The organism is Xanthomonas sp. WHRI 10204, from assembly GCF_040202875.1.
Classification (GTDB): Bacteria; Pseudomonadota; Gammaproteobacteria; order Xanthomonadales; family Xanthomonadaceae; genus Xanthomonas.
The window spans coordinates 185,389-208,921 of the sequence record NZ_JBEGDW010000005.1 but is presented as its reverse complement, the minus strand read 5'-3'; the positions used below and the strand labels follow the sequence as shown (position 1 = coordinate 208,921).

Here is a 23,533-nt window from a genome sequence, read left to right as displayed (position 1 = left end):
GCGGTGTCAAAGCCGTCCGAAAACCTGGGGATCATCACAGTGATCCGGGCCCCCACTGAAAGAGCCATTGGCGCATGACGGAACAACTCGTTATCCACAGGCATGACTATGATGCCGGGAACCAGGGTCTGAGCTGGGCCCGCATTATCGGTATTGCTTTTGTAATTGCCCTGCACCTCACTGCACTGATGATGTTGCTGATTCCTGCAGTGGCGCCGAAGGCTCCGGCAGAGAAGGAGCGCACCACCATGGTTACCCTGGTGGATGCACCGCCTCCTCCCCCGCCGCCGCCGCCGCCGCCGCCGCCGGAAGACAAGCCGCCACCGCCGGTCAAGAATCTGTCGCCGCCGAAGCCGTCACCGGTTCCGCCGCCGCCGGAAGCACCGGTCGTCGATGTTCCCGAACCGCGTCCTAGCGATATCGTCACGCCGCCGAGCCCACCGTCTCCGCCGCAACCGCCGAGTGACATCGGCGCCAGTGTCGATATCTCGTCCAAGAACATGAACCCGCCGAAGTACCCGCCAGCAGCGTTCCGTGCCGGCGTCCAAGGTGAGGTCATCCTGATCGTGGATGTGGATGCGAGCGGCAACGTGACCAATGTGTCGGTCGAAAAGTCCAGCCGCAACCGCGACCTTGACCGTGCCGCGATGGACGCAGCACGCAAGTGGAAGTTCAACGCCTCCACTGTCAACGGGCAGAAAGCCGCCGGACGTGTCCGCGTCCCGGTCAACTTTGCTCTGAACTGATCCCACGGGCCGGCCACGGCCGGCCCAGGATCCTGTCTTCCTTTCGCTCCACCCTTCATCACCACACACAACAAAGGTAAGCGTCATGCTGCAGGAATTCTTTATCGCCGCCGCTGCAGGGGGCTCCAATCCGTCGGCCGCACTTTCGCAGATGGGCTTCGAGCACCTGATCACCGAAATGACCTCGAGCCCGGGCGACTTTGCCGTGTCTTGGGTCGTGTTGATCACCCTGATCGCCATGTCCGCCGCCTCCTGGTACTGGACTGTCATCAACATCTTCCGCGCCACCCGCCTGAAGAGCGCGGCTGACCGCGTCACCACCGCGTTCTGGGATGCCCCGAATGCGCAGGACGCGATTCGCGCCATGGAAGAACAGCCGGCTTCCGAGCCGTTCTCGAAGATCGCGCTGGACGCAGCCCAGGCTGCTGCTCACCACCAGCGTGCCGAAGGCAGCACCGGTGGTCTGGGCGAGAGCCTGAGCCGTTCGGAGTTTGTCGACCGCGCCCTGCGTCAGGCCGTGACCCGCGAAAGCACCAAGCTGCAGTCGGGCATGACCCTGCTGGCCACCGTCGGTGCGACCGCGCCGTTCGTCGGTCTGCTCGGTACCGTGTGGGGCATCTACGGCGCGTTGATCAAGATCGGCGCAACCGGTTCGGCCTCCATCGACGCCGTTGCCGGCCCGGTGGGTGAAGCGCTGATCATGACCGCGATCGGTCTGTTCGTCGCCATCCCGGCCGTGTTCGCGTTCAACTTCTTCTCCAAGGTCAACAGCTCGGTGATCGCCAAGTTCGACACCTTTGCACACGACCTGCACGACTTCTTCGCCACCGGTTCGCGCGTTCGCTAATCCGGTAGTAAAGAACGCCTTCGCAACGATTTAGACGGAGCCCGTTATGGCCTTCAGTAGTGGAAACAGCGGTGGCCCGATGGCCGACATCAATGTGACGCCCCTGGTGGACGTCATGCTGGTGCTGCTGATCATCTTCATCATTACGGCACCGCTGATGTCCCACAAGGTCAAGGTGGAGCTGCCAGAGGCCAACTTGATCCAGAAGGAAGATGCGGAGAAACGCGCCGCGCCGATCACTCTGGCCGTCAAGGAAGATGGGTCGCTGTACTGGAACGACGAGCCGATCTCCAAGGAAGCCCTGGAGTCGCGCCTGTCCACTGCAGCACAGCAGACCCCGCAGCCGCCGCTCAACCTGCGCGGCGACCGCACGACCAAAATGCGTACGATCAACGAGATCACCAAGATCGCGCAGGGTCAGGGCATGTTGGACGTCGGTTTTGTTGCAACCAAAGTGAAGGGGCAGTAAGCCATGGCATTTAGTACTGGTGGAGGCCGTGGGCCGATGGCCGACATCAACGTCACGCCCCTCGTGGACGTGATGCTGGTGCTGCTGATCATCTTCATTGTGACCGCGCCGATCATGACGTATCCGATCGCCGTGGATCTGCCGCAGCGGGTGCTGAACCCGCCACCGCAGACGACTGAGCCGCCGCCGCCGATCGAGTTGCGTATCGACGCCAGCAACCAGGTGTTCTGGAACAACAGCCCGACGCCGGTTGATCAGTTGCAGCAGAAGATGGAAGAAGTGGTCCAGGCCGATCCGACCAATCAGCCGGAACTGCGCATCGATGCAAATCAGGATGCGGAGTACGAGGTGATGGCGAAGGTGCTGGCCGCTGCGAAGAACTCGCAGATGAAGAAAATCGGTTTCATGCAGCAGTAAACGCATCTGCAATACCGCAACACAACAGTCATGACGCGACTGCAACGCCACCGGAAACGGTGGCGTTTTTTTGTGCCTGCTCCTGTGGGCAGGTGCCTGCGAATCTGCGATCTCACCGACGCGATCGCGTGCGAACAGCAGATGGACACTTCGCCTTGCAATGCGAGATACCGAGAATCTGCAGCAGCGTTTGATGCAGAAGATTATTCGTTGCAGATACGTGCGAACCGAACCGACTTTCTCGCTTCGAGATCCCCTTTGCTTCATCCGCAACGCTCGTTGAGGTGGTGGCGATTACCCATCATGCGGGCAGGACGGTGCATGCATGTACAGACGTCTGGCGTTACGCAGAGCCAAATAAAAGCCAGTTAGAGAGCAGCCTCAGACATGTACGCATCACGGATCAACACGTTTAGGCGATCAGCTAGAAGCTAGCTAACAACAACACATTGCATGCGGCCGGACCACGAACGCACACGTTTATGCCATTGGCTGTGCGTCCGCTTGGACACGTGGTTCTTCGCAGAAACACCCCGCTCCCACGTTCAAGGCCGTTAGTGCTGAGACCTACTCGATGCCTATTCCATGGCGTCTTTCCAGGTGTATGCTCGGCCATGCAGCACCCACGATCACAGCACCGGAGGCAGTCATGGCTTTCAGTACAGCAGGGACTCGGGGACCACTGGCGGAGATCAATGTCACGCCGCTGGTGGATGTCATGTTGGTGTTGTTGATCATCTTTATCGTCACCGCGCCGATGGTGACGCGCACGATGACGCTGGATCTGCCGCAGCCCACCCGCCAGCCGCGCGTGCCGCTGGAGCCGACTGCACCGATCGCCTTGCGGCTTGATGCCGACGGCCAGGTGTTCTGGAATGCCAGCCCGGTGAGCTTGCAGGATCTGCAGCCGCGTTTGATCGAACAGATGCGCGAGACAGCCGGCAATCAGCCGGAGCTACGTATCGCTGCCAACCAGGAGGCCGAATATGCGGTACTGGCCAAGGTGCTGGCAGCAGCCAAGAACGCGCAGGTAGAGCGCATCGCTTTCGTGCAATAGAGCGCAGAGGTACCTGCGCCGTGCGGTGCAGGCCACCAACAGGCTTACGCGGCGTCTCTCGATGCGCTGCGTGAGCCGCATTGCGATGAATGTGGAGGAAGTGCAGCGCCGCTTGCCTATCTCACTGGCCTGCCGTAGCGCATCGTTGGCAGCGTGATGGGCCGGCGGTTACACGCTGTGTGGGTTGATGCTCAGCAGCAGTAGCGGGGTGTCCATCGTCCGCTGTGGCGCCAGCGGGCGTTCCACCCTGCCCTGGCCGGTCTTCGGCCAACCGGCAGGATGGCGTTGCGTGAGCATTTGGCAGACCTAGAGCGGTTAACAGACTAGCGCGGCAAACGATCGATTGCGCAGCCAACCAGCTGGCGCGGCTTGTGCTTGGTATGGCAGGTACCACGGGTGCATTGCGGTTCTGAGTACGCCGTACACACCCATCTGCCGACTGCTCACCACGTTCTGTTGGCAGTTTTTGGAAGGTGCACGCAAGCGTCGCTGCAATGTGCATCGCCTACCGCCACCAGCCAGTGCGCCGCGCAACGTTGGCAAACCAAACACCGAATAGGAAAATACCGCTACGAAACCCGCGCGCAGTGGCCTACGCCTGCCTGCCGACGCCGCGCAGCAGCTGCACATACGCCCGCACGGTCGCATCCAGGCCTGCATACAAGGCCTCGCTGATCAGCGCGTGGCCGATCGACACTTCCAGCACGCCGGGCACGGCGGCGAGAAAATCGCCAAGGTTGGCTTGCGACAGATCATGCCCCGCATTGATTCCCAAGCCTGCGGCGGTGGCACGTCGCGCGGCGTCGGCAAACAGGGCCAGTTCGGTCTGCGGCTGCCCGCTGGCATGTGCGTGCGCGTACGGACCGGTGTACAACTCGATACGGTCTGCACCCAGTGCGGCAGCCTGGTCAAGACGCGGATTGCCGGCATCCACAAACAGGCTGACGCGGCTGCCAAGCGCCTTGAACGCAGTGATCAGTTCGCACAGCTGAGCGGTGTCCTGCGCAAAATCGAAACCGTGGTCGGAGGTCAGCTGCCCATCGCTGTCGGGTACCAGGGTGACCTGCTCCGGGCGTGTGGCACCGCACAGCTCCAGCAGCCCCGGATAGCCGGCGCGCGGCGGTGCAAACGGGTTGCCTTCGATATTGAACTCGACGCCGTGCTCGCGCGTGAGCGCGCTCAGTGCCAGCACATCATCGGCGCGGATATGCCGCTGATCCGGACGCGGATGCACGGTAATGCCGTGCGCACTGGCGGCGATGCAGGTGCGGGCCGCCTGCACCACATCCGGGTCGTGCCCACCGCGGGAGTTGCGCACCACCGCGATCTTGTTGACGTTGACGCTGAGCTGGGTGGTCACGACATCGTTCTCTGCGCTTGCGGCTCGCCGTCGCGGGATGCTGCCAGCGACGCGGCCTTGCGGGCCTCGGCCAGCTCGCGCAGCCGGCGCAGTTCGGCCGGGTCGATCATGCTGCTGGTGTCGCGCTGGGTATCGTCCATGCGCGCGGCGAACCAGCCGCGGGTCCACAACAGCAGCAACAGCAACGCCACCAATAGCGACACCACCAGCAACCACACGTGCGGCGTGCTGAAAGCCAGCACCAGCGCACCCAGTGCCATAAGCAGAAACAGCCAGTGCATGACGAGCTCCCCAATGAGTGGCGGCAGTGTAGCGCCGCGCCCGCTCTGGTTCCACGTGGGACGGGCGCGGCTTAGAGCAACGGCGACAGCAGCCGTGCGAAGGCTTCGGGCAGGCGCGAGCGCCAGAGCGGACGGCGATGCACAAAGCGCACTTCCTGCGCCTGTTGCATGTCGGTGTCGATCATCCCGGCCAGCTCGGCGGACACCGCCTGGTCGCGGAACAGCATCGACAGCTCGAAATTCAACCGGAAGCTGCGGCTGTCGAAATTGGCGCTGCCGACAATGCAGACCTCGTCGTCGGCCAGCAGCGCCTTGGTGTGCAGCATGCGCGGGCCGTACTCGTAGATGCGCACGCCGGCTTCGAGCAGTTCGTCGAAATACGAGCGCGCGGCATAGGTGACCAGGCGCGAGTCGCTGACGCGCGGCACCAGAAGGCGCACGTCCAGGCCGCCCAGCGCGGCCGAGGTCAGCGCCATGCGCGCGGCCTCGCCGGGAACGAAATACGGCGTGACCAGCCAGACCCGGTGCTTGGCCTCGTGGATGGCGGCGACCATCAGGCGGTGGATGGCTTCCCACGAGGAATCCGGGCCGGACACCAGCACCTGTGCATCCACCGTGCCCTGCGCCCGCGTGGGCACGTCTTCAGGCCAGAGCTGCTGGCCGTGGAAGGCGGCGCGCTCCTGCCGGGTGGCATACAGCCAGTCTTCCAGGAAGACCAGCTGCAGGCTGCGCACCACGTGGCCCTGCAGGCGCACATGCAGGTCGCGATACGCATCGCTGCGCACCTGCTCGTTCTCTTCGTCGGTGACGTTGATGCCGCCGGTGAAGCCGATACGGCCATCGACCACCAGCAGCTTGCGGTGGGTACGCAGGTTCAGCCACGGCCGCTTGAAGGGTTTGAGGAACTGCGATGGATGGAACCAGGCGGTTTCCACGCCCGCATCGCGCAGCGTGCGCAGCGCGCGCCGGGTCATCGCCGAGGAGCCGATCGCGTCCATCAACAGGCGCACCTTCACCCCGGCGCGGGCTCGTTCCATCAGCGCGTCGCAGATCGCGGTGCCGCTGTGGTCAGGCTGGAAGATGTAGTACTCCAGATGGATGTGGTCACGGGCGCTGCGGATCGCTTCGATGATGGCCGCATACGTCGCCGCGCCATCCACCAGCCAATGCACTTCGGTGGCGCTGCTCGGCGCCAGCCCGGTGGTGGACTGGGCGATCTTGGCCAGCTCGGTGCAATCGGCATCCGGCGGACAGACGCTGCTGTAGCTTTCCATGCCCGAACGCGAGCGCCCGCGCCGCAGCCGCTGGCGCTTCACTTTTTGCGGGCCGAGCCAGTAATAGATCAGCAGCCCCAGGTATGGCAGCGCGGCCAACGACAGTACCCAACTCAGCGTGGCCACCGGCTCGCGCTTCTGCAGCACGATCCAGCTGGCGATCCACAGCAGGTAGAGCACGTAGGCGGCGAGGAGGAGCGCTTCGAGATGGGGAATGTTGGCCAGCCAATCCCACGCGCCCTGAGCAAGTGCGAGCATGCGCGAATTCTACGGCGCGTCCGCCGTGCTGCGATGACCGTGGCGCCAATGCGGTGGTGCATCGACACCGGCCTGAAAGCTTCATTGTGTCGAACGCCTGGTCGCGGCGTATGAGACCTGCCGGCCGTACGATGCGCCGATGGCAAGCGCAATCAAGGGCCGGGGTGCGACCGGTTATCTGCCCGGACGGTTCGAGGTCACCACCGAGCAGGCGGTGGACGATGGCTGGCACGTGGAGGACAACGAGGAGTTCGCTGCGGGCGTGCTGCGCACGCAGGTCACCGAGGAAACCGCGCGCAGCATCATCAGCCGCAACCAGTCGCCGGACATCGGCTTCTCGCAATCGGTCAACCCATATCGCGGCTGCGAGCACGGCTGCAGTTACTGCTTTGCGCGGCCCTCGCACGCGTATCTCAATCTGTCGCCCGGGCTGGATTTCGAGACCAAGCTGTTTGCCAAGATCAACGCGCCGGACCTGCTGCGGCGTGAGTTGGCGCGGCCAAGCTATGTGCCCAGCCCGATCGCGCTGGGCATCAATACCGATGCGTATCAGCCGATCGAGCGCAAGCGCGCACTGACGCGGCAATTGATCGAAGTACTGTGGGAAACGCGGCACCCGTTCACGCTGATCACCAAAAATGCGTTAGTGACGCGCGATCTGGATCTGCTTGCACCGTTGGCGCGCGAGAATTTGGTCAACGTGTATTTTTCGGTGACCACGCTGGACCCACAGGTGTCGGCCAAGCTGGAGCCGCGCGCCTCCGCACCGCATGCGCGTCTGCGCGCGATGCGCACCTTGCACGAGGCCGGCGTGCCGGTGGGCGTGATGGCCGCGCCGGTGATCCCGTGGATCAACGACCATGAGCTTGAAGCGATTCTGCAGGCCGCTGCCGACGCGGGTGCGAGCAGTGCCGGCTATGTGCTGCTGCGGCTGCCGCACGAAGTGGCGCCCTTGTTCCGCGACTGGCTGCAGACCCATCACCCGCAGCGCGCCGCGCATGTGATGAGCACCATCCAGCAGCTACGCGGCGGCAAGGACTACGACAGCAGCTTCGGCACCCGCTTCCGTGGGCAAGGCGTGTATGCCGACCTGCTGGCGCGCCGCTTTGCGCTCGCGCATCGCCGCGCAGGATTCGAGACGCGCGCGATGCCGGCACTGGACTGCAGCGCCTTCCGCCGCCCTGCTCCGCCGGCCAAGCCGGTGCCCGACTCGCCGCAGGGGCAGTTGTTTTAGCTGCCGGGATTGGGGAGTGGGGATTGGGGATTCGCAACGGCAACGGCGCTTCTACCGATCAGTTCCGCTTGGCTGATATGAAACGTTTGCGATGTCTGGGGCGATCTGGTTGATCACGATGAAGTGTTGTCGTCACTACGGCAGCGCGTATCAATCCACATAGCTGTTCTGGCAGTAGCAATCAGCCATAGGAATGAAAGCCGACAGGCAACAGCAACGACGCGCCGCTGGTGCCGTTGCGATTCCCCACTCCCGATTCCCTATTCCCCGCCGTAAAGCGCCTGCGCCGATTGGAACAGGATCCAGCTGGTGGCGATGAATTTGTCGCCGCCGACCGGGCGGTTGCCGCGGTGGGTGTGGGTGAAGGCAGTGGGGGCGATCAACAGGCTGCCGGTGCGCGGGCGGGCCTTGCGTTGCTGGAACAGGAATTCGGTTTCGCCCTGTTCGAAGTCCTCGTTGAGATACAGCGTCCACAGCAGATGCCGATGCAGCGTGTCGGCACTGGCATCGCGTGGATACAGCTCGCAATGCCAATACGGGTAGCCGCCCTGGTCGGCGGTATACCACTGCAAATTGATCGCGCCCGGACGCAGGCAGGTGCGCGCCAGATCGCCCAGCGCCTGGTCGCTCATCTGCGCGATGTCCTCGGCCACCAGCCGATGCGGTGTGCCGTCGGCGGTGGTGACCTGCAGCATCAACGGCGAAATCAGCGCCTGTGGATACTGGCGCAGATAGGTCAGCACGCCGTCGAACACCGCCTGTTGCAGGCGGCTTTCCACTTCGGCCCACTCGGCCACACCGCTGATGCGCAGATCGCGGCTGTGTTTGAGTTCGGGAAACACGCCGCCGCCGATGCGGCCCGGATGCAGCTGCTGACTGTCGCGCATGCGCTGCACGATCGCCGCGCAATCGGCGGCCGCCACGGCGTTGTCGGTGATCTGGATAAAGTCGGGTTGGCTCATGCGCACGACCATAGCAATGTAGACGCGCTGCGGTAAGCAGCGTGATCAAAGGATTTCCAATGCGTCGGGCCTCCTGCATTGACGCTCGGAAGTCCGCGCGCCTTCGATCACCGTGCTGCGTCGGCGGAATGTCGCCCATCACTGATCGCCGTCGCTTTGTTAGGTCGGCGGCATCGCGCTGTGATTGCGGAGATGACGTAGCCCCGAACGGCCAGCAACAAGATCACCGCGCAACGCTTCTGTCGATGCAGCTTATCGGCCCAGCCGCCCAGTGTGCTCACGCACCATCCCAACGCACAGCCGCCCAAAGAAAAACCCCGCCGAAGCGGGGTTTTTCATCACACAACGCGGTTTGCGACGATCAGAACTTGTAGTTGATCGAGGCAGCCAGGATGTTGCCCTGCACATCGTAGCTACCCGCCAGGCGGTCGCCGGTGGCGCTGCGGGTGTCGCTGGTCGGGTCGCTGACAAACAGGTGGGTGTAACCGAAGTTGTATTCGGCCTGCTGCGACGGACGCCAGCTCAGACCCAGCGAGACCCACTTGCGGCTGGCATCGGGCACGCGCACGTCACGGTGCTCGGCGGTGGTCGGGGTCTGGTCGTAGGCCAGGCCGCCACGCAGGGTCAGCGTTTCGCTCATGCGGTAGTCGGCACCGATCGAGGCGAAGGTGGTGTCGCGGTAGGAGAAGTCCAGCACGCTGTTGGGCTGATTGGACGCGAAGTCCACGGTCACCTGGTCGAACTTGCTCCAGGCGGTGCGGGTGACGTCGGCCATGATCGACCACTGCTCGTTCACGTTGTGCGTGAAGCTGGCGGTGGCGCTGGCAGGCAGCGTGACGGTGGCACGGCCCTTGGTGTCGATGAAGGTGCCCGGTGCGGCGACGCCCAACACGGCAGCGGCATTACCCGGCGTGGTGAAGTCGGCATCACCGTCGGTGATCTTGTGCTCCACTTCCGAGCGGTAGCTGAAGCCGATGTGGGTGTTCTCATCGATGCTGAACAAGCCACCGAGGGTGAAGCCCACTTCGGTGCTGTTGCCCTTGATGCGCGAGTAGCCGTCGGCGCTGCCCGGCGCAAAGCCCGGCACGCGGCGCGCGGCAAGGATGCTGCCGAAATCCACCGCGTTGCCCAGATCGATATCCAGACGCTCGGCGAACACCGAGGCGCCGAAGGACACGTACGGATTCACGTCGTAAGAGAACGCGACGTTGAAGTCGATCGCCTGCAGCTCGGTCTTGGTGCCGTGGTAGCGGCCCACCCAGTCACGGTCGTATTCGGTCTTGAAGCCGAACGGCACGGTGAGCGAGGTGCCCAGGTGCATGTTGTTGTTCTCGCCGAACGGCACGTGGAAATACATCGCCGGGACCGGCGCGATGGTGCCAGCGTCGCCGCCGTTGCCGCCGGACACCGGGGCGCCGTTGGCGTAGTTGCCGCTCTCGGGCTTGAACTTGGCCGAGAAGTGGATGGCGCTGACGTCGGCCTGGAACAGGCGACCGTCCAGCTGGCGCATGCCGGCCGGGTTGTTGACGATGATCGAGGCGTCGTCCGGGGCGCTGCCCGAACCTGCGAATGCGCGGCCGAGGCCCTTGGCGCTGTTTTCCTTCAGCTGGAATGCGGCGCCGTGCGCCTGGCCAACGGCCAGAACGCCAGCGATACCAACAGCCAGCAGGGTGGCGCGGCTCAGAGTGGAAGCGGTAGACATGAGTTGTAGCTCTCCGGATAAAGACTGCAATGGTCGGTTCAGCGCCCGCGCCCAGCACCAATCCAGTGCCTGGAGCGCGCCGGAGACCCCCCCCCGACATACGACGCCGTACGCAGTATACCCACCACGATTAACCGAACAATAACGACTTGCGTCCTGAACACGCGGTTGGGTTGGGGCTGGGTTCAGGCCCGTGGACCGGCTATTGTGCGTCTCCGATGTTCGTTTCCCTCCCCTCCCGCAAGAAACCCACCCCGCGCTGGGCGGTGCCGCTGTTGTTCGCCACGGTGTGGCTGGCCTATCTATGGTCGATCAGCCGGCCGGGCGAAGCGCGCAATACGCTGTGGCTGGACTGGGGCGCGCTGTCCAGTGGCGTCTCCAATCTGGGCGACTGGTGGGCGACCTTGCGCGATGGCAGCGTGCTGCGGCTGTTCACGGCATTGTTCCTGCACGCCGATTGGTCGCATCTGCTCGGCAACCTGGTGTTCCTGCTGATCTTCGGGCTGCCGGCCGAGCGCATCCTGGGGCCGTGGCGCTTGCTGCTGCTGTTTCTGGTGGGCGGCGCGGCCTCCAACCTGGCGGCGATCTTTGCGATCGGCACACCGGACCGGGTGATCATCGGCGCCTCCGGCGCGGTGTCGGCGTTGATCGGCACCTACCTGGCCTTGTTCCCCGGCGCCAAGCTGGGCGTGGTGCTGCCGCTGGGCTTGTTTCTGGAATTCATCCGCGTGCCGGCACCGCTGCTGATCGGTGCCTGGGCACTGCTGCAGGTGGTGTTCGCCTACATCGGCCCGGCGTTCGGCATGGTGGCGTGGTCGGCGCACATCGCCGGCTTCCTGTTCGGCATCGTCTACGGGCTGTATGTGCGTGCGGCCATCGCGCGACGGTTGCGCAAGCGCCACGGGTTTTAGCGCGGCAAGCGACGCATCGGGGAAGCAGGCGTGTGGCGGGTCAACGCGCGTACGCTGCGTCCATCGCGATGGCGCGCCTATAATCGGTGCATGTCCAAGCCCTTGTACAAAGTCACCTTTCTCAATCACGGCAAGGTGTACGAGCTCTACGCGCACGAAGTGACCGGCAGCCATCTGTGGGGCTTCAACCAGATCGGCGAGCTGGTGTTCGACGTGCACGACGGCCTGGTGGTGGATCCCACCGAAGAACGCCTGCGCGAAGAGTTCGGCAATACCAAGACCTTGCACCTGCCGATGCAGAGCATCGTGCGTATCGAAGAAGTGGAAAAGAAAGGCCAGTCGGTGATCCGCGATGCCACCACCGGCGACAAGGTGGTGGCCTTTCCGGTGCCGACCAAGCCACGCTGATGCGCATTCTGGTGCCCGACGATTACCAGGGCGCAGTGCGTCAGCTGCCCTGTCTGCAGCGGCTGCAGGGCCACGATGTGCAGGTGCTCGGTGCATTGGCCACCGATCCCAACGAATGGGCCGAGCGCCTGGTCGAAGCCGATGCGCTGGTGCTGATCCGCGAGCGCACCCGCGTGGATGCGACGCTGTTGCGCCGGTTGCCGCGGCTCAAGCTGATCAGCCAGACCGGGCGCGTGGGCACGCATGTGGATGTGGCCGCGTGCACCGAGTTCGGGGTGGCGGTGGCTGAGGGCGTCGGCTCGCCGGTGGCGCCGGCCGAGCTGACCTGGGCGCTGATCCTGTCGGCCAGCCGCCGCCTGACCGAGTATCAGCGCGCGTTGCACCAGGGCCGCTGGCAGGCGGTGGGCGACCCCGGTCTGGGCCGGTCGCTGCATGGGCGCAAGCTAGGCATATGGAGTTATGGGCGCATCGGTCAACGCGTGGCCGGGTTCGGGCGCGCGTTCGGCATGCAGGTGCTGGTCTGGGGCGGCGAAGCATCGTGCGCGCAGGCGGCGCGCGATGGGTACGCGATTGCGGCCAGTCGCCAGGAGCTGTTCGAGCGCAGCGATGTGCTGTCGTTGCATCGCCGGCTCACTGCGCAGACGCGCCATCAGGTGACCGCGCAGGATCTGGGCCACATGCGCACCGATGCCTTGCTGGTCAACACCAGCCGCGCCGAATTACTCGCACCCGGCGCATTGCTGGCCGCACTGGATGCCGGCCGGCCCGGGCAGGCGGCGGTGGATGTGTTTGAGCGCGAGCCGGTGCAGGACCCGCGCGACCCGCTCCTGCAGCACCCACGCCTGCTGGCCACACCGCACCTGGGGTATGTGGAACGCGACAGCTACGCGCTGTATTTCGAAGCGGCCTTCGACAATGTGCTGGCCTTTGCCGCCGGTACCCCGCGCAATCTGGTCAATCCGGAAGTGCTGGCGATGATGCGCTAGCGCGTTCTGCGTGGTGAGTCGGACCACGCATGCGCGAAGACCCATGCACGCGAATGGCGCAGCGACACGCACGCGAACGCATTGAGGGTTTGCAAAGGCGCTGTATTGCGTAGGACGAAGCGCGGCTAACAACACGTAGCGAGCAGGCGTCAGGTGGGCGTGGACGGCGCGGAGGAACCGGAGTGAACGCGTGGTACATGCCGCACCGAGCACCTGCCGCCTGGCGGCTGCACAGTCCCTTTGTTAGCTGCTCTGAACCGGCGCCCGACACGGCGCTGCATGTCGCAGGCAACCCATGCAACTGGTCGATCCTCACAGAGCGATGATCGCCCAATCAACGCATGTCTGAGCGAGCGGGTGATTGAATGACGCACATACGCGGCATTCGTTTACCCGCGAAGATCTGGGCGTGGTGTGCAGCGAGGTTGCCTGCGCTATAGCGATCACCGGATCGAACAGCGTCCGGCGCCGTGCGAGCGATCGGTGCTGTCACTGACTTAGACAATGACGTTCGTCGTAGACATAGCGACGCGAGCGCGCACAGCGCGTGCTTTGCACTGGAGTCACTGCACTGGAGTCACTGAGGGATGCGGCTTCAAATTCGCAGCACGCAGCACGCATCGCGCGTCATGCAATGCATGGACAAGCTTGATCGGACACGCCGCGCGCACCATCGTCGTGCGCGCCGCGTGTGACGAGCGCGTCGCCGGCATCATCCAGCCGACCCGCGCTCGCACCCTGCTGGCTGCGCTTACTTGGTCGGTTCGACCGGTGCCGGCTTATCCGTAGGCGCGGCCGGTTCGGCAGGTGTCTGCTTGTCGGCAGGTGCTGCGGGCTTGGCCGGGTCAGCCGGGGTGGCTGGCTTGGTTTTTTCCGTAGGCGCTGCCGGCTTGGCTGGGTCAGTTGGCTTGGCCTTGTCGGTGCTCGCCGGATGCGCTGCTGCCGGCTTCGGCTCGGAGGCTGCCTTGGTGGCCGCCCTCGCCTTCTGTGCGGACTGGGCTTTTGCCTTGAGCGCGGCTTGCGCCTTGGCGGCCGAGCCGGGCTGCTTGAGCTCGGCCAGCGCTGCGGTGATCGGGCCATCGCCAGGCAATACATCGCCGGCGCTATAGCCCTCTTCGCCCTCGGCATCGCCGCGCAGATGGCCCGGCAAGGTGGCTTCGCTGAAATCGGCCAGGCTGGCCGGCACGTCGGCATCGCCGGGTTGCGGTTCGGGAGTGAGCATCACTTCCGGCACGATGCCGCTGGCCTGGATCGACTTGCCGCTGGGGGTGTAATAGCGCGCGGTGGTGAGCTTGACCGAGTCGCCGTTATCCAGCGGCAGCACGGTCTGCACCGAGCCCTTGCCGAAGGTGCGGCTACCGATGATGCGCGCGCGCTGGTTGTCGCGCAGCGCACCGGCCAGCACTTCGGAGGCGCTGGCCGAGCCGGCGTCCACCAGCACCACCACCGGTGCACCGCCGAGCAGGTCGCCCGGGGTGGCATCGAACTTGGCGTCGCTGATCGAGATACGCCCGCGGGTGCTGACGATGTTGCCCTTGTCGAGCAGATCGTCGGCCACCTGCACCGCCGAGGTCAGCAGACCGCCCGGGTTGCTGCGCAGATCCAGCACCAGCCCGCGCAGTTTCCCGCCGGCCTGCAGCTGCTTGAGGTTCTTCTGGAAATCGGCGCCGGTATCGGCCTGGAAGGTGCTGATGCGGATGTAGCCGTAGCCCGGCTCCAGCAGCTTGCTGCGCACGCTGGCCACGCGAATGGTCTGGCGCTGCAGGGTCACATCGAACGGCTTGGGCGCCTTGTCGCGCACGATGGTCAGGGTGACCTTGCTGCCGGATTCGCCGCGCAGCGGTTCCATCGCCTTGCTGGCGTCGATCGGCTTGCCGTCGATGGCCACGATCACATCGCCTGCGCGAATGCCGGCGCGCGCCGCCGGGGTGTCGTCGATCGGTGCGATCACCTTGAGCGTGTTGTCCTGCTGCTGCAGCAGCTCCACGCCGATGCCGTCATAGGCACCGGTGGCCTGTTCGTCGAAGGCTTCGGCATCTTCCTTGTCGAAATAGGTGCTGTGCGGGTCCAGGTCAGAGAGCAGGCCGCGCACCGCGGCGTGCATCAGCTTTTTGTCTTCGACCGGGTCGACATAGGCCTGCTTGACCGCGTTGTACACCGCCACGAAGCGACGGATTTCGTCCAGCGGTACCTTGGAGACAGCGGCTTCATTGGCTTCCGGATCGTCCGCAGCGGCCTGGGCGGCGGCGGGACGGGCGGTCTGCGCCCAACCAGGCGACGCGAACAAGGCCAGCGACAGGGCAACGGACAGGACGGCTACGCGCATGAAGCACTCCGACAAAGAGATAAGACGCTCCGCACGACGGAGCTGACCGGATTATGCGCGAAGCAGCGGTAAATCCGCGTTGAATTACGCGCGTGTTGCGTGGGCAGTTCGGTGGCGGCCAGCTGGCTGGCGACCGAAGCACGGATGTGTGACGCATTGGTGCGGCCGGGCATCTGCAACTCGAGTGCGGCGAGCGTGCAGCGCACGGGTGTCTGCTCGCATCCGGCCGCCAACCGCCAACTGCGGCGCCATGCGCTGCTTCGATGTGCAGCCGGACAGTGCCGCGATGAAAGCATTGCCGGGGTGGCCGGCAAAGCCGCAGCGGCGAAACGCGCTGCATCGCTGCGATGTCGCCGCCACGTGCTGGTGAGCAGCGCCTGGCCGCAGCGGTGACCGTGGCGCGCTGCGAGGACGCACAGACACTGATCATCGACCGCGGCAGCGACCGGCATCACGGCTGCGAGCTCCGCGATGCGCCGCGTCGGCACCCGCTCACCGCACGCAGCGACTAGCGCCGTTGCAACCAGCTCGATGGGTCGACCGGCTGCCCATTGCGGCGCAATTCGAAGTACAGCGCCGGCACGCCCTGCCCGCCCGAACTGCCGACCTTGGCCACCGCTTCGCCGCGCTTGATCGCCGCACCGGCATCGCGCAGCAAGGTGTCGTTGTGCGCGTACAGGCTCATGTAGCCGTTGCCGTGGTCCACGATCAGGATCATGCCGTAGCCGGTCATCCAGTCGGAAAACACCACCGTGCCGTCGGCCACGGCGGTGACCGTGCTGCCCTTGGGCGCGCCGATCAGCACGCCCTTGCTGGTGTGACCGTCGGGCAGTGTGGCGTTGAAGCGTGCCAGCAGATTGCCCGCCACCGGCCAGCTGAGCCCACCGACCTTGGGCGCCGGTGCGCTGGCGATGACCTTGGGCGGTGTCTTGCCCGGACGCTCCGGGCGATCGGTCTTGCCGCGCTTGGCCTGTGCGGCGGCTTCGGCGGCCGCGCGCTTTGCAGCCGCGCGGCGTTCGGCTTCGGCCTTGGCCGCGGCCGCGCGCAGATTGGCGAGCAGTTGCTCCAGCGACTTGGCATCCTGGCCCAGCGCCTTTTCGCGCTCGGCACGTTGTTTGTAGCGATCGTCCAGCTGCGCCACGGTAGCCGCCTGCTGCGAACGGTCCTTCTGCAAGGTGGCGGCCTGCGCCTTTTGTTGCGCGCGCGCCGCATCCAGCGCCTGGCGCCGGGTGGCGATGTCCTGTTCCACCTTGGTCAGCGCATCCAGCTGCGTGGTCAGCGCGTGGATCCGCTGCGCGCGTGCGTTCTGCACGTAGCGGTGATCGGCGAGCATGCGGTTGGCATCGCCTACCGTGTCCTGCGACAGCAAGACCTTCAACGGCGCGTTGCGGCCTACCTGATCGGCGGCGCGCAGCAATGCGGCCAGCTGCACGCGCTGGTTCTGCAGGCCGCGCTGCAATTGCGCGCGGTCCTGTTGCAGCGTGGACAGATGCTGTTCCTGTGCACGCATCGCCGCTTCGGTTTCGCTCAGGGCGCGCGAGGTCTTGGCAACCTTTTCGTCGGCCTGGCGCAGTTGCTGCGCCGCGGTGCCGCGCTTGCCTTCCAGCTCGCGTCGGTCGGCGCTGATGGTCTTGAGCTCATCGCGCAGCTGCTGCAGTTTGCGCTCGGTCTCGCGCTGGTTCTGCGCGCCCGCGCCGGTGCTGCCGAGCAGCATGCAGACCAACGCGGTCGTGGCCAGCCAGCTGCGCCCGACGCCGGTGGCGGAGACGAGCGGCAGACGCGGCAGCGGTGCAGGCGAAGGGGGCAACGAAAGGTCCAGTGACTTCAGGCAGGTGCGCGATTGTAGCCAAGCATGGTGTGATCGCCGCCACGCCCACGACAGACGCCACCGCGCGAGGTTCAGCATGAAGCTCCAGTATCTTCTCCTGGCATTGTCCCTGGCCTGCTCAACCGCCGGGGCCGAAGAAGGCATCAGCAAGGTCAACGGCCGCATCAGCGCCGAGGCCGGCAAGACCTACGGCGGCCTGGAAACGGTCAACGGCTCCATCGAGATCGGCGCCGGTGCGCAGACCCAGGATGTGGAAACCGTCAACGGCGGTATCACGATCGGCGATGGAGCCCGCACCGGCAGCGTGTCCACGGTCAACGGCGCGATTTCCCTGGGCCGCAAGGTCACCGTCTCCGGGGGCCTGGAAACGGTCAACGGCAGCGTGTTGGTCGAGCGCGGCAGCCAGGTCAGCGGTGGCGTGGAAACCGTCAACGGCAGTATCGGCCTGGTCGAAACCGAGCTCGGCAAGGACATCGAGACGGTCAACGGCGACATCACCGTTGGCGTGGGCTCGCATGTGCATGGCGGCATCGAGGTGACCAAGCCGAACTTCAGCTTTTCCTTCAAGCCCTCGCGCAAACCGCGCGTGGTGATCGGCCCCAAGGCGGTGGTCGATGGGCCGCTCAACTTCGAGCGCGATGTGGATCTGTACGTGCATCGCACCGCCAAGATCGGCGCGGTCACCGGTGCCACCGCACGCAGCTTCGAGTCGGACGTGGCGCCCAAGGACTGACGCGCTCACCACGCGCACGTTCTAAGATCGGGACTCCGTTGCACGAGGAGTTCCGATGCCCCGCAAGATCCTGTTGTGTCTGGCCGCGACCCTGGCCCTGGCCGGTTGCAAACGCGAATCGACCGACGCGCCGTCCGCACCGGCGGCGCAAACGCCGGCCGATGCCACGCCCAGCGCACCGGTCAGCCGGCACGCGTTTTCGCCGGAGCTGAGCACCGGCGACTTTGCCGAGCTGGTCAAGACGCTGGCCTCGGACGACTTCGAAGGACGCGGCCCGGGCACGCCCGGCGAAGAAAAGACCGTGACCTATATCCGCGACCAGATGCAGCGCATCGGCTTGCAGCCGGGTAATGGGGACAGCTGGTTCCAGGAGGTGCCGATGGTGGAAACCACCGCCGACGCGGCCACCGCCCCCAGCCTGCGCAGCGGCGAGCAGACCCGCACCCTCGCCTTCGGCACCGACATCGTGGTGGGCACGCGTACCGGCCAGCCCGAGGTCAAGCTGGACAACAGCGAGCTGGTCTTCGTCGGCTACGGCGTGGATGCGCCCGAGCAGCAATGGAACGATTACGCCGGCCAGGACTGGAAAGGCAAGACGGTGGTGATGTTCGTCAACGACCCTGGCTTCCATACCGGCGATGCCAAGTTGTTCGACGGCAAGCGCATGACCTATTACGGGCGCTGGACTTATAAATTCGAAGAGGCCGCGCGCAAGGGCGCAGCGGCGGCGTTGATCGTGCACGACACGCCCGGCGCCAGTTACGGCTGGGACGTGGTCAAAAACTCCTGGTCCGGCCCGCAATACGATCTGCCTGCCAAGGACGACCCGGACCCGCGCCTGCCGGTGCAGGGCTGGATCAGCGCCGACACCGCCAAGCAATTGTTCGCCAACGCCGGGCTGGACCTGGCACAGGCCTACAAGGACGCGAGCAAGCGCGGCTTCAAGCCGGTGCCGTTGAAGGCCAATTGGTCGGTAGATCTGAAGAGCAGCATCGCCGAAAAGACCTCGCGCAACGTGGTCGGTGTGCTGCCCGGCAGCAGCCACGCCGATGAGGCGGTGCTGTACATGGCGCACTGGGATCACCTGGGCAAGCATCCGGGCGAAACCGGAGACAACATCTACAACGGCGCGGTGGACAACGCCACCGGCGTGGCCGGCATTCTGGAAATCGCCGATGCCTTTGCGCATCAGGACCCCAAGCCGGCGCGCTCGGTGGTGTTCGTGGCGGTGACGCTGGAAGAATCCGGCTTGCTCGGGTCCAAGTATTACGTGGCCAACCCGAGCTTCCCGTTGGACAAGATCGCTGCGGTGATCAACCTGGACGCGATGTCGGTGGCCGGGCGCGCACGCGATGTCACCGTGGTGGGCATGGGTAGCTCGGAACTGGAAGACATCCTCAAACCGATCGCCGCGATGCAGGGCCGCACGCTGCACGCTGAGGCCACGCCGGAAAGCGGCTCGTACTTCCGCTCGGACCACTTCAACTTCGCCAAGGCCGGCGTGCCGGCGCTGTATGCCGATGGCGGCGAAGACCTGCGCGACGGTGGCACCGCAGCCGGACGTGCGGCCGCCCAGGATTACGGCCGCAATCGCTATCACGCGCCCGGCGATGAGTACGATGCGGCCACCTGGAAGCTCGACGGCACCATCGAAGATCTGCAAGCGGTGTATGGCGTCGGCAAGGACGTGGCCGCGGGCGACCGTTGGCCCAACTGGTACCCCGGCAATCCGTTCAAGGCCGCGCGCGACCGCATGCTGGCCGGCAAGCCGGGCGCTGGCGCCGCGGCAGCGCAGCCGGTCGCAGGCAACGCCGATCCGAAGAATGCCAAGCCAAGCAACGCCAAGGAGGCGGATGCAAAGAACGCCGCGCCTGCGCGGTGAGGCGTGCAAGGAGCTCGCTGTTCGTGCGGTGAGGGATGCTGCCTGCGCTGTCGTGCCGGCGCTGGCAGCTGAAGCGAGTTGCGTGCAAGACAAAGGGCCTCCAATTGGAGGCCCTCCGTTTTTAGTCGTGTTTCGTGGGTGGCGACAGCGCGTTGGCCAGCAGACCCCGCGACGCCGCTAAATGTCGCATCAAATTCGATGCCGGCTGCAACGGCTGCTCACTGTGCACTTCAACCAGCGCACTGCCCAGCCCGCCCGACGTACACGCGTTCAAGCACACTCAATCGTTGTCGACGCTGACCACATGCCCATCGTCGGGATCCACGTGCAACTCGACCTTCTGCCCGTTGTGCTTTGCGTCGGCCTTCCACAGGCCATCCTTGAACTTGAGATCGTGCACGTCTGCGTAGCCGCCAGTGGACAGCGCCGCGCGGACGTCGGCTTCGCTCAGTCGCGATGCGGTCTGGTCGCCATAGACGCGCCCCGTGACCGGATCGATGTGGACATCCACATCCTTGCCATCGCCGCTGCGGGCATCGGCGGTCCACACGCCATGCTCGAATTTGACGTCGTGCACCTTGGTGTAGCCCTTGGCGGTCAACATGCTGGTCACCTCGTTGGAGGTGAGCGCCTTGGCGGGCTTGGCGGCGTCCTGCGCAAACGCACCCTGCGAAACAAGCGTCAGCGCGCCGATCAATGCGGTGGTCATCATGCGATGTGCCATGAGAGGCTCCTGCTGTGAAGTGCCGCCATGCTCGCCGCCTTGGGATCGTGGCTGGGTGAAAACATGGAAAATCCAGTTAGAGAAATTCAGTTAACTGAAAGTGGTGATCGCTCTTCATCGCTTCTGCACGTTGGATTTACATTTTGATTCCGGTGCGCAGGCATTGCATTGCAGATGTCGACCACGATGTTCAAGTCATCCAATAAAAAAGCCGCCTTGCGGCGGCTTGTCGTGTCGTGTGTTCAGCGCGTGGTGCGCGCTGCAGGTGCAGGTGCGGCTACACGTGCAGCGGCGGTGCCGGGTGCACGGGTTGCGCTTGCGGCCTGCGGCGAGAGGATCGTCATCTGCGGTTTGTCGGTGCCGTCCTTGTTCGGATGCACGTTGTAGGCGTAGGAGAGATTCCACCACGAACCTGCCGCCCACCACGTCCAACCCAGCCACACGTCCGCATTGCTTTCCATGTAGCCGAGCATGCCTTGCAGCGCCTCATTGCAGACAGGGTTGTTGGCAGTACCGAATTCGGCCAGAAAGCCACGTTTGCGATTGGTGCGCAGCCATTCGGTGAAATTGCGCAAACGCTCGGCGCCGATCGTGGAGCTGACGCAGACGCTGCTGGTGCCGCTGGAATCGGCGTCCAGATACTGATGCACTTCGAATGCGTACCGGTTGAGCGGGTCATTGATGGCCGCCAGCGCAGTGGCGTTGGAGTAGCCATCACTGGTGGGCGAATACCAGCTGTGCGCACCTGTCCACAAGGCGCCGGGCACCAGGATCAGATTATTGGCACCGGTCCTGCGAATCGCATCGATGGCCGCTTGCGCAGTGCCGGCCCATTCGCTGGACGAGATGTTGTTGGGCTCGTTCATCAGCCCGAAGATCACCGCGTTGTCGCCATTGAATGCCACTGCAAGACGGCGCCATAGATCGGTAAAGGTGGCCACCGGCACTTCCGGTCCGCCGATCCTGTAACCGTAGTATTTGGCGTAATTGTGGATATCGATGACCAGATACATGCCCGAGGCCTTGGCACGCGCCACCGCCTGTTGCACCAGCGCCAGCTGCACCGGATCCAGCTCGCCGCGCGCGCTGGGTTGCAGACGCTCCCACAAGATCGGCAAGCGGATCGTATTCATTCCGACGCCGGCGAAATAACTGTAATCGTTGGCCGAGGCGTACATATAGTCTTTATTGAGCACGCCGGGTTTTTTGGATGACGCAAATTCGGCACCGGATAAATTGACGCCGGCATACGTCAGTGCGCGTGTCTGCGCGTACGCGCACGACGTCCCGACAAGCAACATGAAACACAGGGCGCACGCAGCAAGGTGGCGTAGTGGAAAAGATGGACGTGACATGAAGCAACTCCTGGGCGGGTAAGATGCGTCGCCGCCCCAATGGCGTGCGATCGGCGCAAGGTGCGCTGCATCTGCGTGTTGCGATGCATCACGTGTGCCAAAGAGCGGTAAATCAATGAATACGCCAGGAAGTGCGAACCACTGCGCACTTAATATGGAAGAGCACGTTTATGCGTGCATATCGGTTATCACTAAAGTGCCGTGATTCTCGCGATACGCACGGGTATGTGCCGAGATGCTGGCGGAATTTGGCAATGTGCCAGTTGCATGGCGCCATCTCGGTGGCGCGGTCATTTCCGATATCCACAAAAGCGGTGCCGTTACGAAAACGGCACCGCTGGTAAAGCACGCAGGGTTGAATCAGCGCGCGATGCGACGTGCGTGCGCACTCAGGATGGACAGCTGCGGTTTGTCGCGTCCGTTACGATCGGGCTGCAACGTAAAGGGGTAATCGCCACGCCACCAGGCGCCGGCGGCCCAGGCGCTGGAACCCAGCCAGACATCGCGGTTTGCCTCCAGATACCGCAGCATGCCATCCAGCGCGCGCATGCAGGTGGGGTTGGTTGAGGCGCCAAATTCGCCCAAGAATCCACGCTTGCGCTGGGTACGCAACCAACCGGTAAAGCTGCGCAAGCGTTCGGCACCGATGGTAGCGCTCACACAACCGGCACTGGTGCCGCTGGAATCGGTATCCAGATATTGGTGCACCTCGATGGCGTACCGGTTGAGCGGGTCGCGGAGAGAGGCCAGCGCAACTGCGTTGGATTGCCCGGCGATGGTGGAATACCAACTGTGTGCTCCGGACCACAGTGCGCCGGGTACCAGGATGAGGTTGTTGGCGCCGGTAGCGCGGATACCGTCGATCGCTGCCTGTGCGGCGGCGGCCCAATTCTGCGGCGCAATGTCGTAGGGCTCGTTCATCAGCCCGAAGATCACCGCGTTATCGTTCTTGAAGGCCACCGCCAACCGCTTCCACACATCGGTGAAGGTGCTGATCGGCACGCGCGGGGTGCCGATCTTCTGCCCGTAGTATTTGGCGTAGTTGTGGATATCTACGATCAACACCATGTTCGCTGCCTTGGCGTTGGTCACGGCCTGCCGGATCAGTGCAAGTTGTGCGGGGTCCAGTGGGCCTTGTGGCTTCGGCTGCAGCCGCTCCCACAAAACGGGCAGGCGTACTACGTTCATGCCGGTGTTGGCGAAGTGCTGGTATTCGCCGGGAGTGGGATAGCGATAATCGACATTGACGACGCCGGGGCGTTTTGCCGAGGCGATTTCTGCGCCGGACAGATTGATACCTGCAAGACGCAACGCACCGCTTTGTGCCTGCGCACGCGGAAGCGCCGCCAGCAACAGCACGGCCAGCGCACAGCACAGCAGCTGGCGTGGCCAGATGGGGGAGGGGGACATGGGGAACTCCTGAAGCATCTACGGGGGGAGATGCGTTGCATCGCAGTTGTTCGCATGCACAACGCATCGACCTCAGCCTATGCGTATCTGCCGCGCGCAACTACGGATGCGAGGTATCACTGCATCAAGCTGTGCGGTGCTTCGCAGTTGCAAGCTGTTTTTGTCGATGCACTGCGCGTGTTGCGAGAATGCCTTGAATCAGCGGCTCTGCTGCAACTTCGCAATGGTATTGGTCGCATCAATGCATCGGCGTTGATGCGATGACAGCGACCGCGCCAATGCTGGCGTGCACGGACACGCATGACGCAACGCGCGGACGCAGACGTGCCTGCATGCGTCGAGCACTGCAATTGCGTAGCACGG

Annotated in this window: 23 protein-coding genes and 2 other RNA genes; 14 read left to right on the top strand and 11 right to left on the bottom strand. The window is 64.4% G+C overall.

The features are described 5' to 3' along the window. The first annotated feature begins 74 nt into the window (after nucleotides 1-74). From ABQZ00_RS23220 to ABQZ00_RS23195, 6 genes are all read left to right on the top strand, one after another. Nucleotides 75-746, top strand: coding sequence for an energy transducer TonB (locus ABQZ00_RS23220; protein ID WP_033897859.1), 672 nt, complete (start codon nucleotides 75-77; stop codon nucleotides 744-746). 85 nt (nucleotides 747-831) lie between these two features. Next, on the top strand, nucleotides 832-1,593 hold the full coding sequence (gene exbB, locus ABQZ00_RS23215) for a TonB-system energizer ExbB (protein WP_005912445.1): 762 nt from the start codon (nucleotides 832-834) through the stop codon (nucleotides 1,591-1,593). A gap of 46 nt (nucleotides 1,594-1,639) precedes the next feature. Then, entirely contained in the window at nucleotides 1,640-2,062 is a 423-nt protein-coding gene (locus tag ABQZ00_RS23210) for an ExbD/TolR family protein (protein WP_005912447.1), read from the top strand. A 3-nt stretch (nucleotides 2,063-2,065) separates the two neighbouring features. Further along, complete coding sequence (locus ABQZ00_RS23205) at nucleotides 2,066-2,479, top strand: ExbD/TolR family protein (protein WP_055852577.1); 414 nt, start codon at nucleotides 2,066-2,068, stop codon at nucleotides 2,477-2,479. Between the two features lie 649 nt (nucleotides 2,480-3,128). Then, the gene (locus ABQZ00_RS23200; RefSeq protein ID WP_323539123.1) at nucleotides 3,129-3,536 is read left to right on the top strand and encodes an ExbD/TolR family protein; all 408 of its coding nucleotides are present in this window, start codon (nucleotides 3,129-3,131) and stop codon (nucleotides 3,534-3,536) included. Between the two features lie 385 nt (nucleotides 3,537-3,921). Then, nucleotides 3,922-3,998: non-coding RNA, sX9 sRNA (locus tag ABQZ00_RS23195), on the top strand. 130 nt (nucleotides 3,999-4,128) lie between these two features. Here the strand turns inward: ABQZ00_RS23195 and ABQZ00_RS23190 are convergent. The 3 genes from ABQZ00_RS23190 to cls all read right to left on the bottom strand — a co-directional run bounded on the left by ABQZ00_RS23190 (nucleotide 4,129) and on the right by cls (nucleotide 6,709). After that, a complete protein-coding gene (locus tag ABQZ00_RS23190) occupies nucleotides 4,129-4,896 on the bottom strand; it encodes a pyridoxine 5'-phosphate synthase (RefSeq protein ID WP_323539125.1) in 768 nt (255 codons plus the stop codon). Next, nucleotides 4,893-5,177 carry a hypothetical protein gene (locus ABQZ00_RS23185; RefSeq protein WP_323539126.1) on the bottom strand — a complete coding sequence of 95 codons (285 nt, stop codon included), beginning with the start codon at nucleotides 5,175-5,177 and terminating at the stop codon, nucleotides 4,893-4,895. Before ABQZ00_RS23185 ends, ABQZ00_RS23190 begins: the two co-directional genes overlap by 4 nt. Before the next feature lie 71 nt (nucleotides 5,178-5,248). After that, entirely contained in the window at nucleotides 5,249-6,709 is a 1,461-nt protein-coding gene (cls, locus tag ABQZ00_RS23180) for a cardiolipin synthase (protein WP_115552388.1), read from the bottom strand. 139 nt (nucleotides 6,710-6,848) lie between these two features. Here cls and ABQZ00_RS23175 point away from each other — a divergent pair, with 139 nt between their 5' ends. After that, entirely contained in the window at nucleotides 6,849-7,943 is a 1,095-nt protein-coding gene (locus tag ABQZ00_RS23175; protein WP_323539127.1) for a PA0069 family radical SAM protein, read from the top strand. Nucleotides 7,944-8,203: 260 nt separating this feature from the next. On the opposite strand, the gene ABQZ00_RS23170 is transcribed toward ABQZ00_RS23175, so the two are convergent. Continuing rightward, nucleotides 8,204-8,905, bottom strand: coding sequence for a 2OG-Fe(II) oxygenase family protein (locus tag ABQZ00_RS23170; protein WP_055852961.1), 702 nt, complete (start codon nucleotides 8,903-8,905; stop codon nucleotides 8,204-8,206). Between the two features lie 361 nt (nucleotides 8,906-9,266). After that, nucleotides 9,267-10,607 (bottom strand): outer membrane protein transport protein, encoded by a 1,341-nt coding sequence (locus tag ABQZ00_RS23165; protein WP_323539128.1) that lies wholly within the window; start codon nucleotides 10,605-10,607, stop codon nucleotides 9,267-9,269. A gap of 218 nt (nucleotides 10,608-10,825) precedes the next feature. Between ABQZ00_RS23165 and ABQZ00_RS23160 the strand changes: the two genes are divergently transcribed. The 3 genes from ABQZ00_RS23160 to ABQZ00_RS23150 all read left to right on the top strand — a co-directional run bounded on the left by ABQZ00_RS23160 (nucleotide 10,826) and on the right by ABQZ00_RS23150 (nucleotide 12,912). Then, nucleotides 10,826-11,518, top strand: coding sequence for a rhomboid family intramembrane serine protease (locus ABQZ00_RS23160; RefSeq protein WP_046962787.1), 693 nt, complete (start codon nucleotides 10,826-10,828; stop codon nucleotides 11,516-11,518). A 90-nt stretch (nucleotides 11,519-11,608) separates the two neighbouring features. After that, nucleotides 11,609-11,926 (top strand): DUF1820 family protein, encoded by a 318-nt coding sequence (locus ABQZ00_RS23155; protein WP_055852962.1) that lies wholly within the window; start codon nucleotides 11,609-11,611, stop codon nucleotides 11,924-11,926. Next, nucleotides 11,926-12,912, top strand: coding sequence for a D-2-hydroxyacid dehydrogenase family protein (locus ABQZ00_RS23150; protein WP_323539129.1), 987 nt, complete (start codon nucleotides 11,926-11,928; stop codon nucleotides 12,910-12,912). Before ABQZ00_RS23155 ends, ABQZ00_RS23150 begins: the two co-directional genes overlap by 1 nt. Nucleotides 12,913-13,035: 123 nt before the next feature. On the opposite strand, the gene ABQZ00_RS23145 is transcribed toward ABQZ00_RS23150, so the two are convergent. Both ABQZ00_RS23145 and ABQZ00_RS23140 read right to left on the bottom strand, forming a co-directional pair. Beyond that, a non-coding RNA gene (locus ABQZ00_RS23145) (sX9 sRNA) lies at nucleotides 13,036-13,111 on the bottom strand. Between the two features lie 552 nt (nucleotides 13,112-13,663). Then, nucleotides 13,664-15,238: a S41 family peptidase gene (locus ABQZ00_RS23140; protein ID WP_323539130.1), complete on the bottom strand. Its 1,575-nt coding sequence runs from the start codon at nucleotides 15,236-15,238 to the stop codon at nucleotides 13,664-13,666. Between the two features lie 347 nt (nucleotides 15,239-15,585). Between ABQZ00_RS23140 and ABQZ00_RS23135 the strand changes: the two genes are divergently transcribed. Then, nucleotides 15,586-15,750 (top strand): hypothetical protein, encoded by a 165-nt coding sequence (locus ABQZ00_RS23135; protein ID WP_323539131.1) that lies wholly within the window; start codon nucleotides 15,586-15,588, stop codon nucleotides 15,748-15,750. Here ABQZ00_RS23135 and ABQZ00_RS23130 read toward each other — a convergent pair. After that, a complete protein-coding gene (locus tag ABQZ00_RS23130) occupies nucleotides 15,747-17,045 on the bottom strand; it encodes a murein hydrolase activator EnvC family protein (RefSeq protein WP_055852602.1) in 1,299 nt (432 codons plus the stop codon). The two genes, ABQZ00_RS23135 and ABQZ00_RS23130, sit on opposite strands and share 4 nt — an antisense overlap. 97 nt (nucleotides 17,046-17,142) lie before the next feature. Between ABQZ00_RS23130 and ABQZ00_RS23125 the strand changes: the two genes are divergently transcribed. Together ABQZ00_RS23125 and ABQZ00_RS23120 are read left to right on the top strand one after the other, a co-directional pair. Beyond that, the gene (locus tag ABQZ00_RS23125) at nucleotides 17,143-17,799 is read left to right on the top strand and encodes a DUF4097 family beta strand repeat-containing protein (RefSeq protein WP_323539132.1); all 657 of its coding nucleotides are present in this window, start codon (nucleotides 17,143-17,145) and stop codon (nucleotides 17,797-17,799) included. Nucleotides 17,800-17,854: 55 nt separating this feature from the next. Further along, on the top strand, nucleotides 17,855-19,681 hold the full coding sequence (locus ABQZ00_RS23120; RefSeq protein ID WP_323539133.1) for a M28 family metallopeptidase: 1,827 nt from the start codon (nucleotides 17,855-17,857) through the stop codon (nucleotides 19,679-19,681). 280 nt (nucleotides 19,682-19,961) lie between these two features. Here the strand turns inward: ABQZ00_RS23120 and ABQZ00_RS23115 are convergent, their stop codons facing one another. From ABQZ00_RS23115 to ABQZ00_RS23105, 3 genes are all read right to left on the bottom strand, one after another. Next, nucleotides 19,962-20,405, bottom strand: coding sequence for a PepSY domain-containing protein (locus ABQZ00_RS23115; RefSeq protein ID WP_323539134.1), 444 nt, complete (start codon nucleotides 20,403-20,405; stop codon nucleotides 19,962-19,964). Nucleotides 20,406-20,647: 242 nt separating this feature from the next. Beyond that, entirely contained in the window at nucleotides 20,648-21,760 is a 1,113-nt protein-coding gene (locus ABQZ00_RS23110; protein WP_503064316.1) for a glycoside hydrolase family 5 protein, read from the bottom strand. Nucleotides 21,761-22,120: 360 nt separating this feature from the next. Further along, complete coding sequence (locus ABQZ00_RS23105) at nucleotides 22,121-23,170, bottom strand: glycoside hydrolase family 5 protein (protein ID WP_323539135.1); 1,050 nt, start codon at nucleotides 23,168-23,170, stop codon at nucleotides 22,121-22,123. Between the two features lie 54 nt (nucleotides 23,171-23,224). On the opposite strand from ABQZ00_RS23105, the gene ABQZ00_RS23100 reads away from it, so the two are divergent. After that, nucleotides 23,225-23,434 (top strand): hypothetical protein, encoded by a 210-nt coding sequence (locus ABQZ00_RS23100; RefSeq protein WP_323539136.1) that lies wholly within the window; start codon nucleotides 23,225-23,227, stop codon nucleotides 23,432-23,434. The last annotated feature ends 99 nt before the right edge of the window (nucleotides 23,435-23,533 follow it).

Excerpts from the sequence above, each read along its gene's own strand:
- ABQZ00_RS23220 (WP_033897859.1), top strand. The coding sequence starts at position 75 with ATGACGGAACAACTCGTTATCCACAGGCATGACTATGATGCCGGGAAC.
- exbB (WP_005912445.1), top strand. The coding sequence starts at position 832 with ATGCTGCAGGAATTCTTTATCGCCGCCGCTGCAGGGGGCTCCAATCCG.
- ABQZ00_RS23210 (WP_005912447.1), top strand. The coding sequence starts at position 1,640 with ATGGCCTTCAGTAGTGGAAACAGCGGTGGCCCGATGGCCGACATCAAT.
- ABQZ00_RS23205 (WP_055852577.1), top strand. The coding sequence starts at position 2,066 with ATGGCATTTAGTACTGGTGGAGGCCGTGGGCCGATGGCCGACATCAAC.
- ABQZ00_RS23200 (WP_323539123.1), top strand. The coding sequence starts at position 3,129 with ATGGCTTTCAGTACAGCAGGGACTCGGGGACCACTGGCGGAGATCAAT.
- ABQZ00_RS23185 (WP_323539126.1), bottom strand. The coding sequence starts at position 5,177 with ATGCACTGGCTGTTTCTGCTTATGGCACTGGGTGCGCTGGTGCTGGCT.
- cls (WP_115552388.1), bottom strand. The coding sequence starts at position 6,709 with ATGCTCGCACTTGCTCAGGGCGCGTGGGATTGGCTGGCCAACATTCCC.
- ABQZ00_RS23175 (WP_323539127.1), top strand. The coding sequence starts at position 6,849 with ATGGCAAGCGCAATCAAGGGCCGGGGTGCGACCGGTTATCTGCCCGGA.
- ABQZ00_RS23170 (WP_055852961.1), bottom strand. The coding sequence starts at position 8,905 with ATGAGCCAACCCGACTTTATCCAGATCACCGACAACGCCGTGGCGGCC.
- ABQZ00_RS23165 (WP_323539128.1), bottom strand. The coding sequence starts at position 10,607 with ATGTCTACCGCTTCCACTCTGAGCCGCGCCACCCTGCTGGCTGTTGGT.
- ABQZ00_RS23160 (WP_046962787.1), top strand. The coding sequence starts at position 10,826 with ATGTTCGTTTCCCTCCCCTCCCGCAAGAAACCCACCCCGCGCTGGGCG.
- ABQZ00_RS23155 (WP_055852962.1), top strand. The coding sequence starts at position 11,609 with ATGTCCAAGCCCTTGTACAAAGTCACCTTTCTCAATCACGGCAAGGTG.
- ABQZ00_RS23150 (WP_323539129.1), top strand. The coding sequence starts at position 11,926 with ATGCGCATTCTGGTGCCCGACGATTACCAGGGCGCAGTGCGTCAGCTG.
- ABQZ00_RS23140 (WP_323539130.1), bottom strand. The coding sequence starts at position 15,238 with ATGCGCGTAGCCGTCCTGTCCGTTGCCCTGTCGCTGGCCTTGTTCGCG.
- ABQZ00_RS23135 (WP_323539131.1), top strand. The coding sequence starts at position 15,586 with ATGTCGCCGCCACGTGCTGGTGAGCAGCGCCTGGCCGCAGCGGTGACC.
- ABQZ00_RS23125 (WP_323539132.1), top strand. The coding sequence starts at position 17,143 with ATGAAGCTCCAGTATCTTCTCCTGGCATTGTCCCTGGCCTGCTCAACC.
- ABQZ00_RS23120 (WP_323539133.1), top strand. The coding sequence starts at position 17,855 with ATGCCCCGCAAGATCCTGTTGTGTCTGGCCGCGACCCTGGCCCTGGCC.
- ABQZ00_RS23115 (WP_323539134.1), bottom strand. The coding sequence starts at position 20,405 with ATGGCACATCGCATGATGACCACCGCATTGATCGGCGCGCTGACGCTT.
- ABQZ00_RS23110 (WP_503064316.1), bottom strand. The coding sequence starts at position 21,760 with ATGTCACGTCCATCTTTTCCACTACGCCACCTTGCTGCGTGCGCCCTG.
- ABQZ00_RS23105 (WP_323539135.1), bottom strand. The coding sequence starts at position 23,170 with ATGTCCCCCTCCCCCATCTGGCCACGCCAGCTGCTGTGCTGTGCGCTG.
- ABQZ00_RS23100 (WP_323539136.1), top strand. The coding sequence starts at position 23,225 with ATGCACAACGCATCGACCTCAGCCTATGCGTATCTGCCGCGCGCAACT.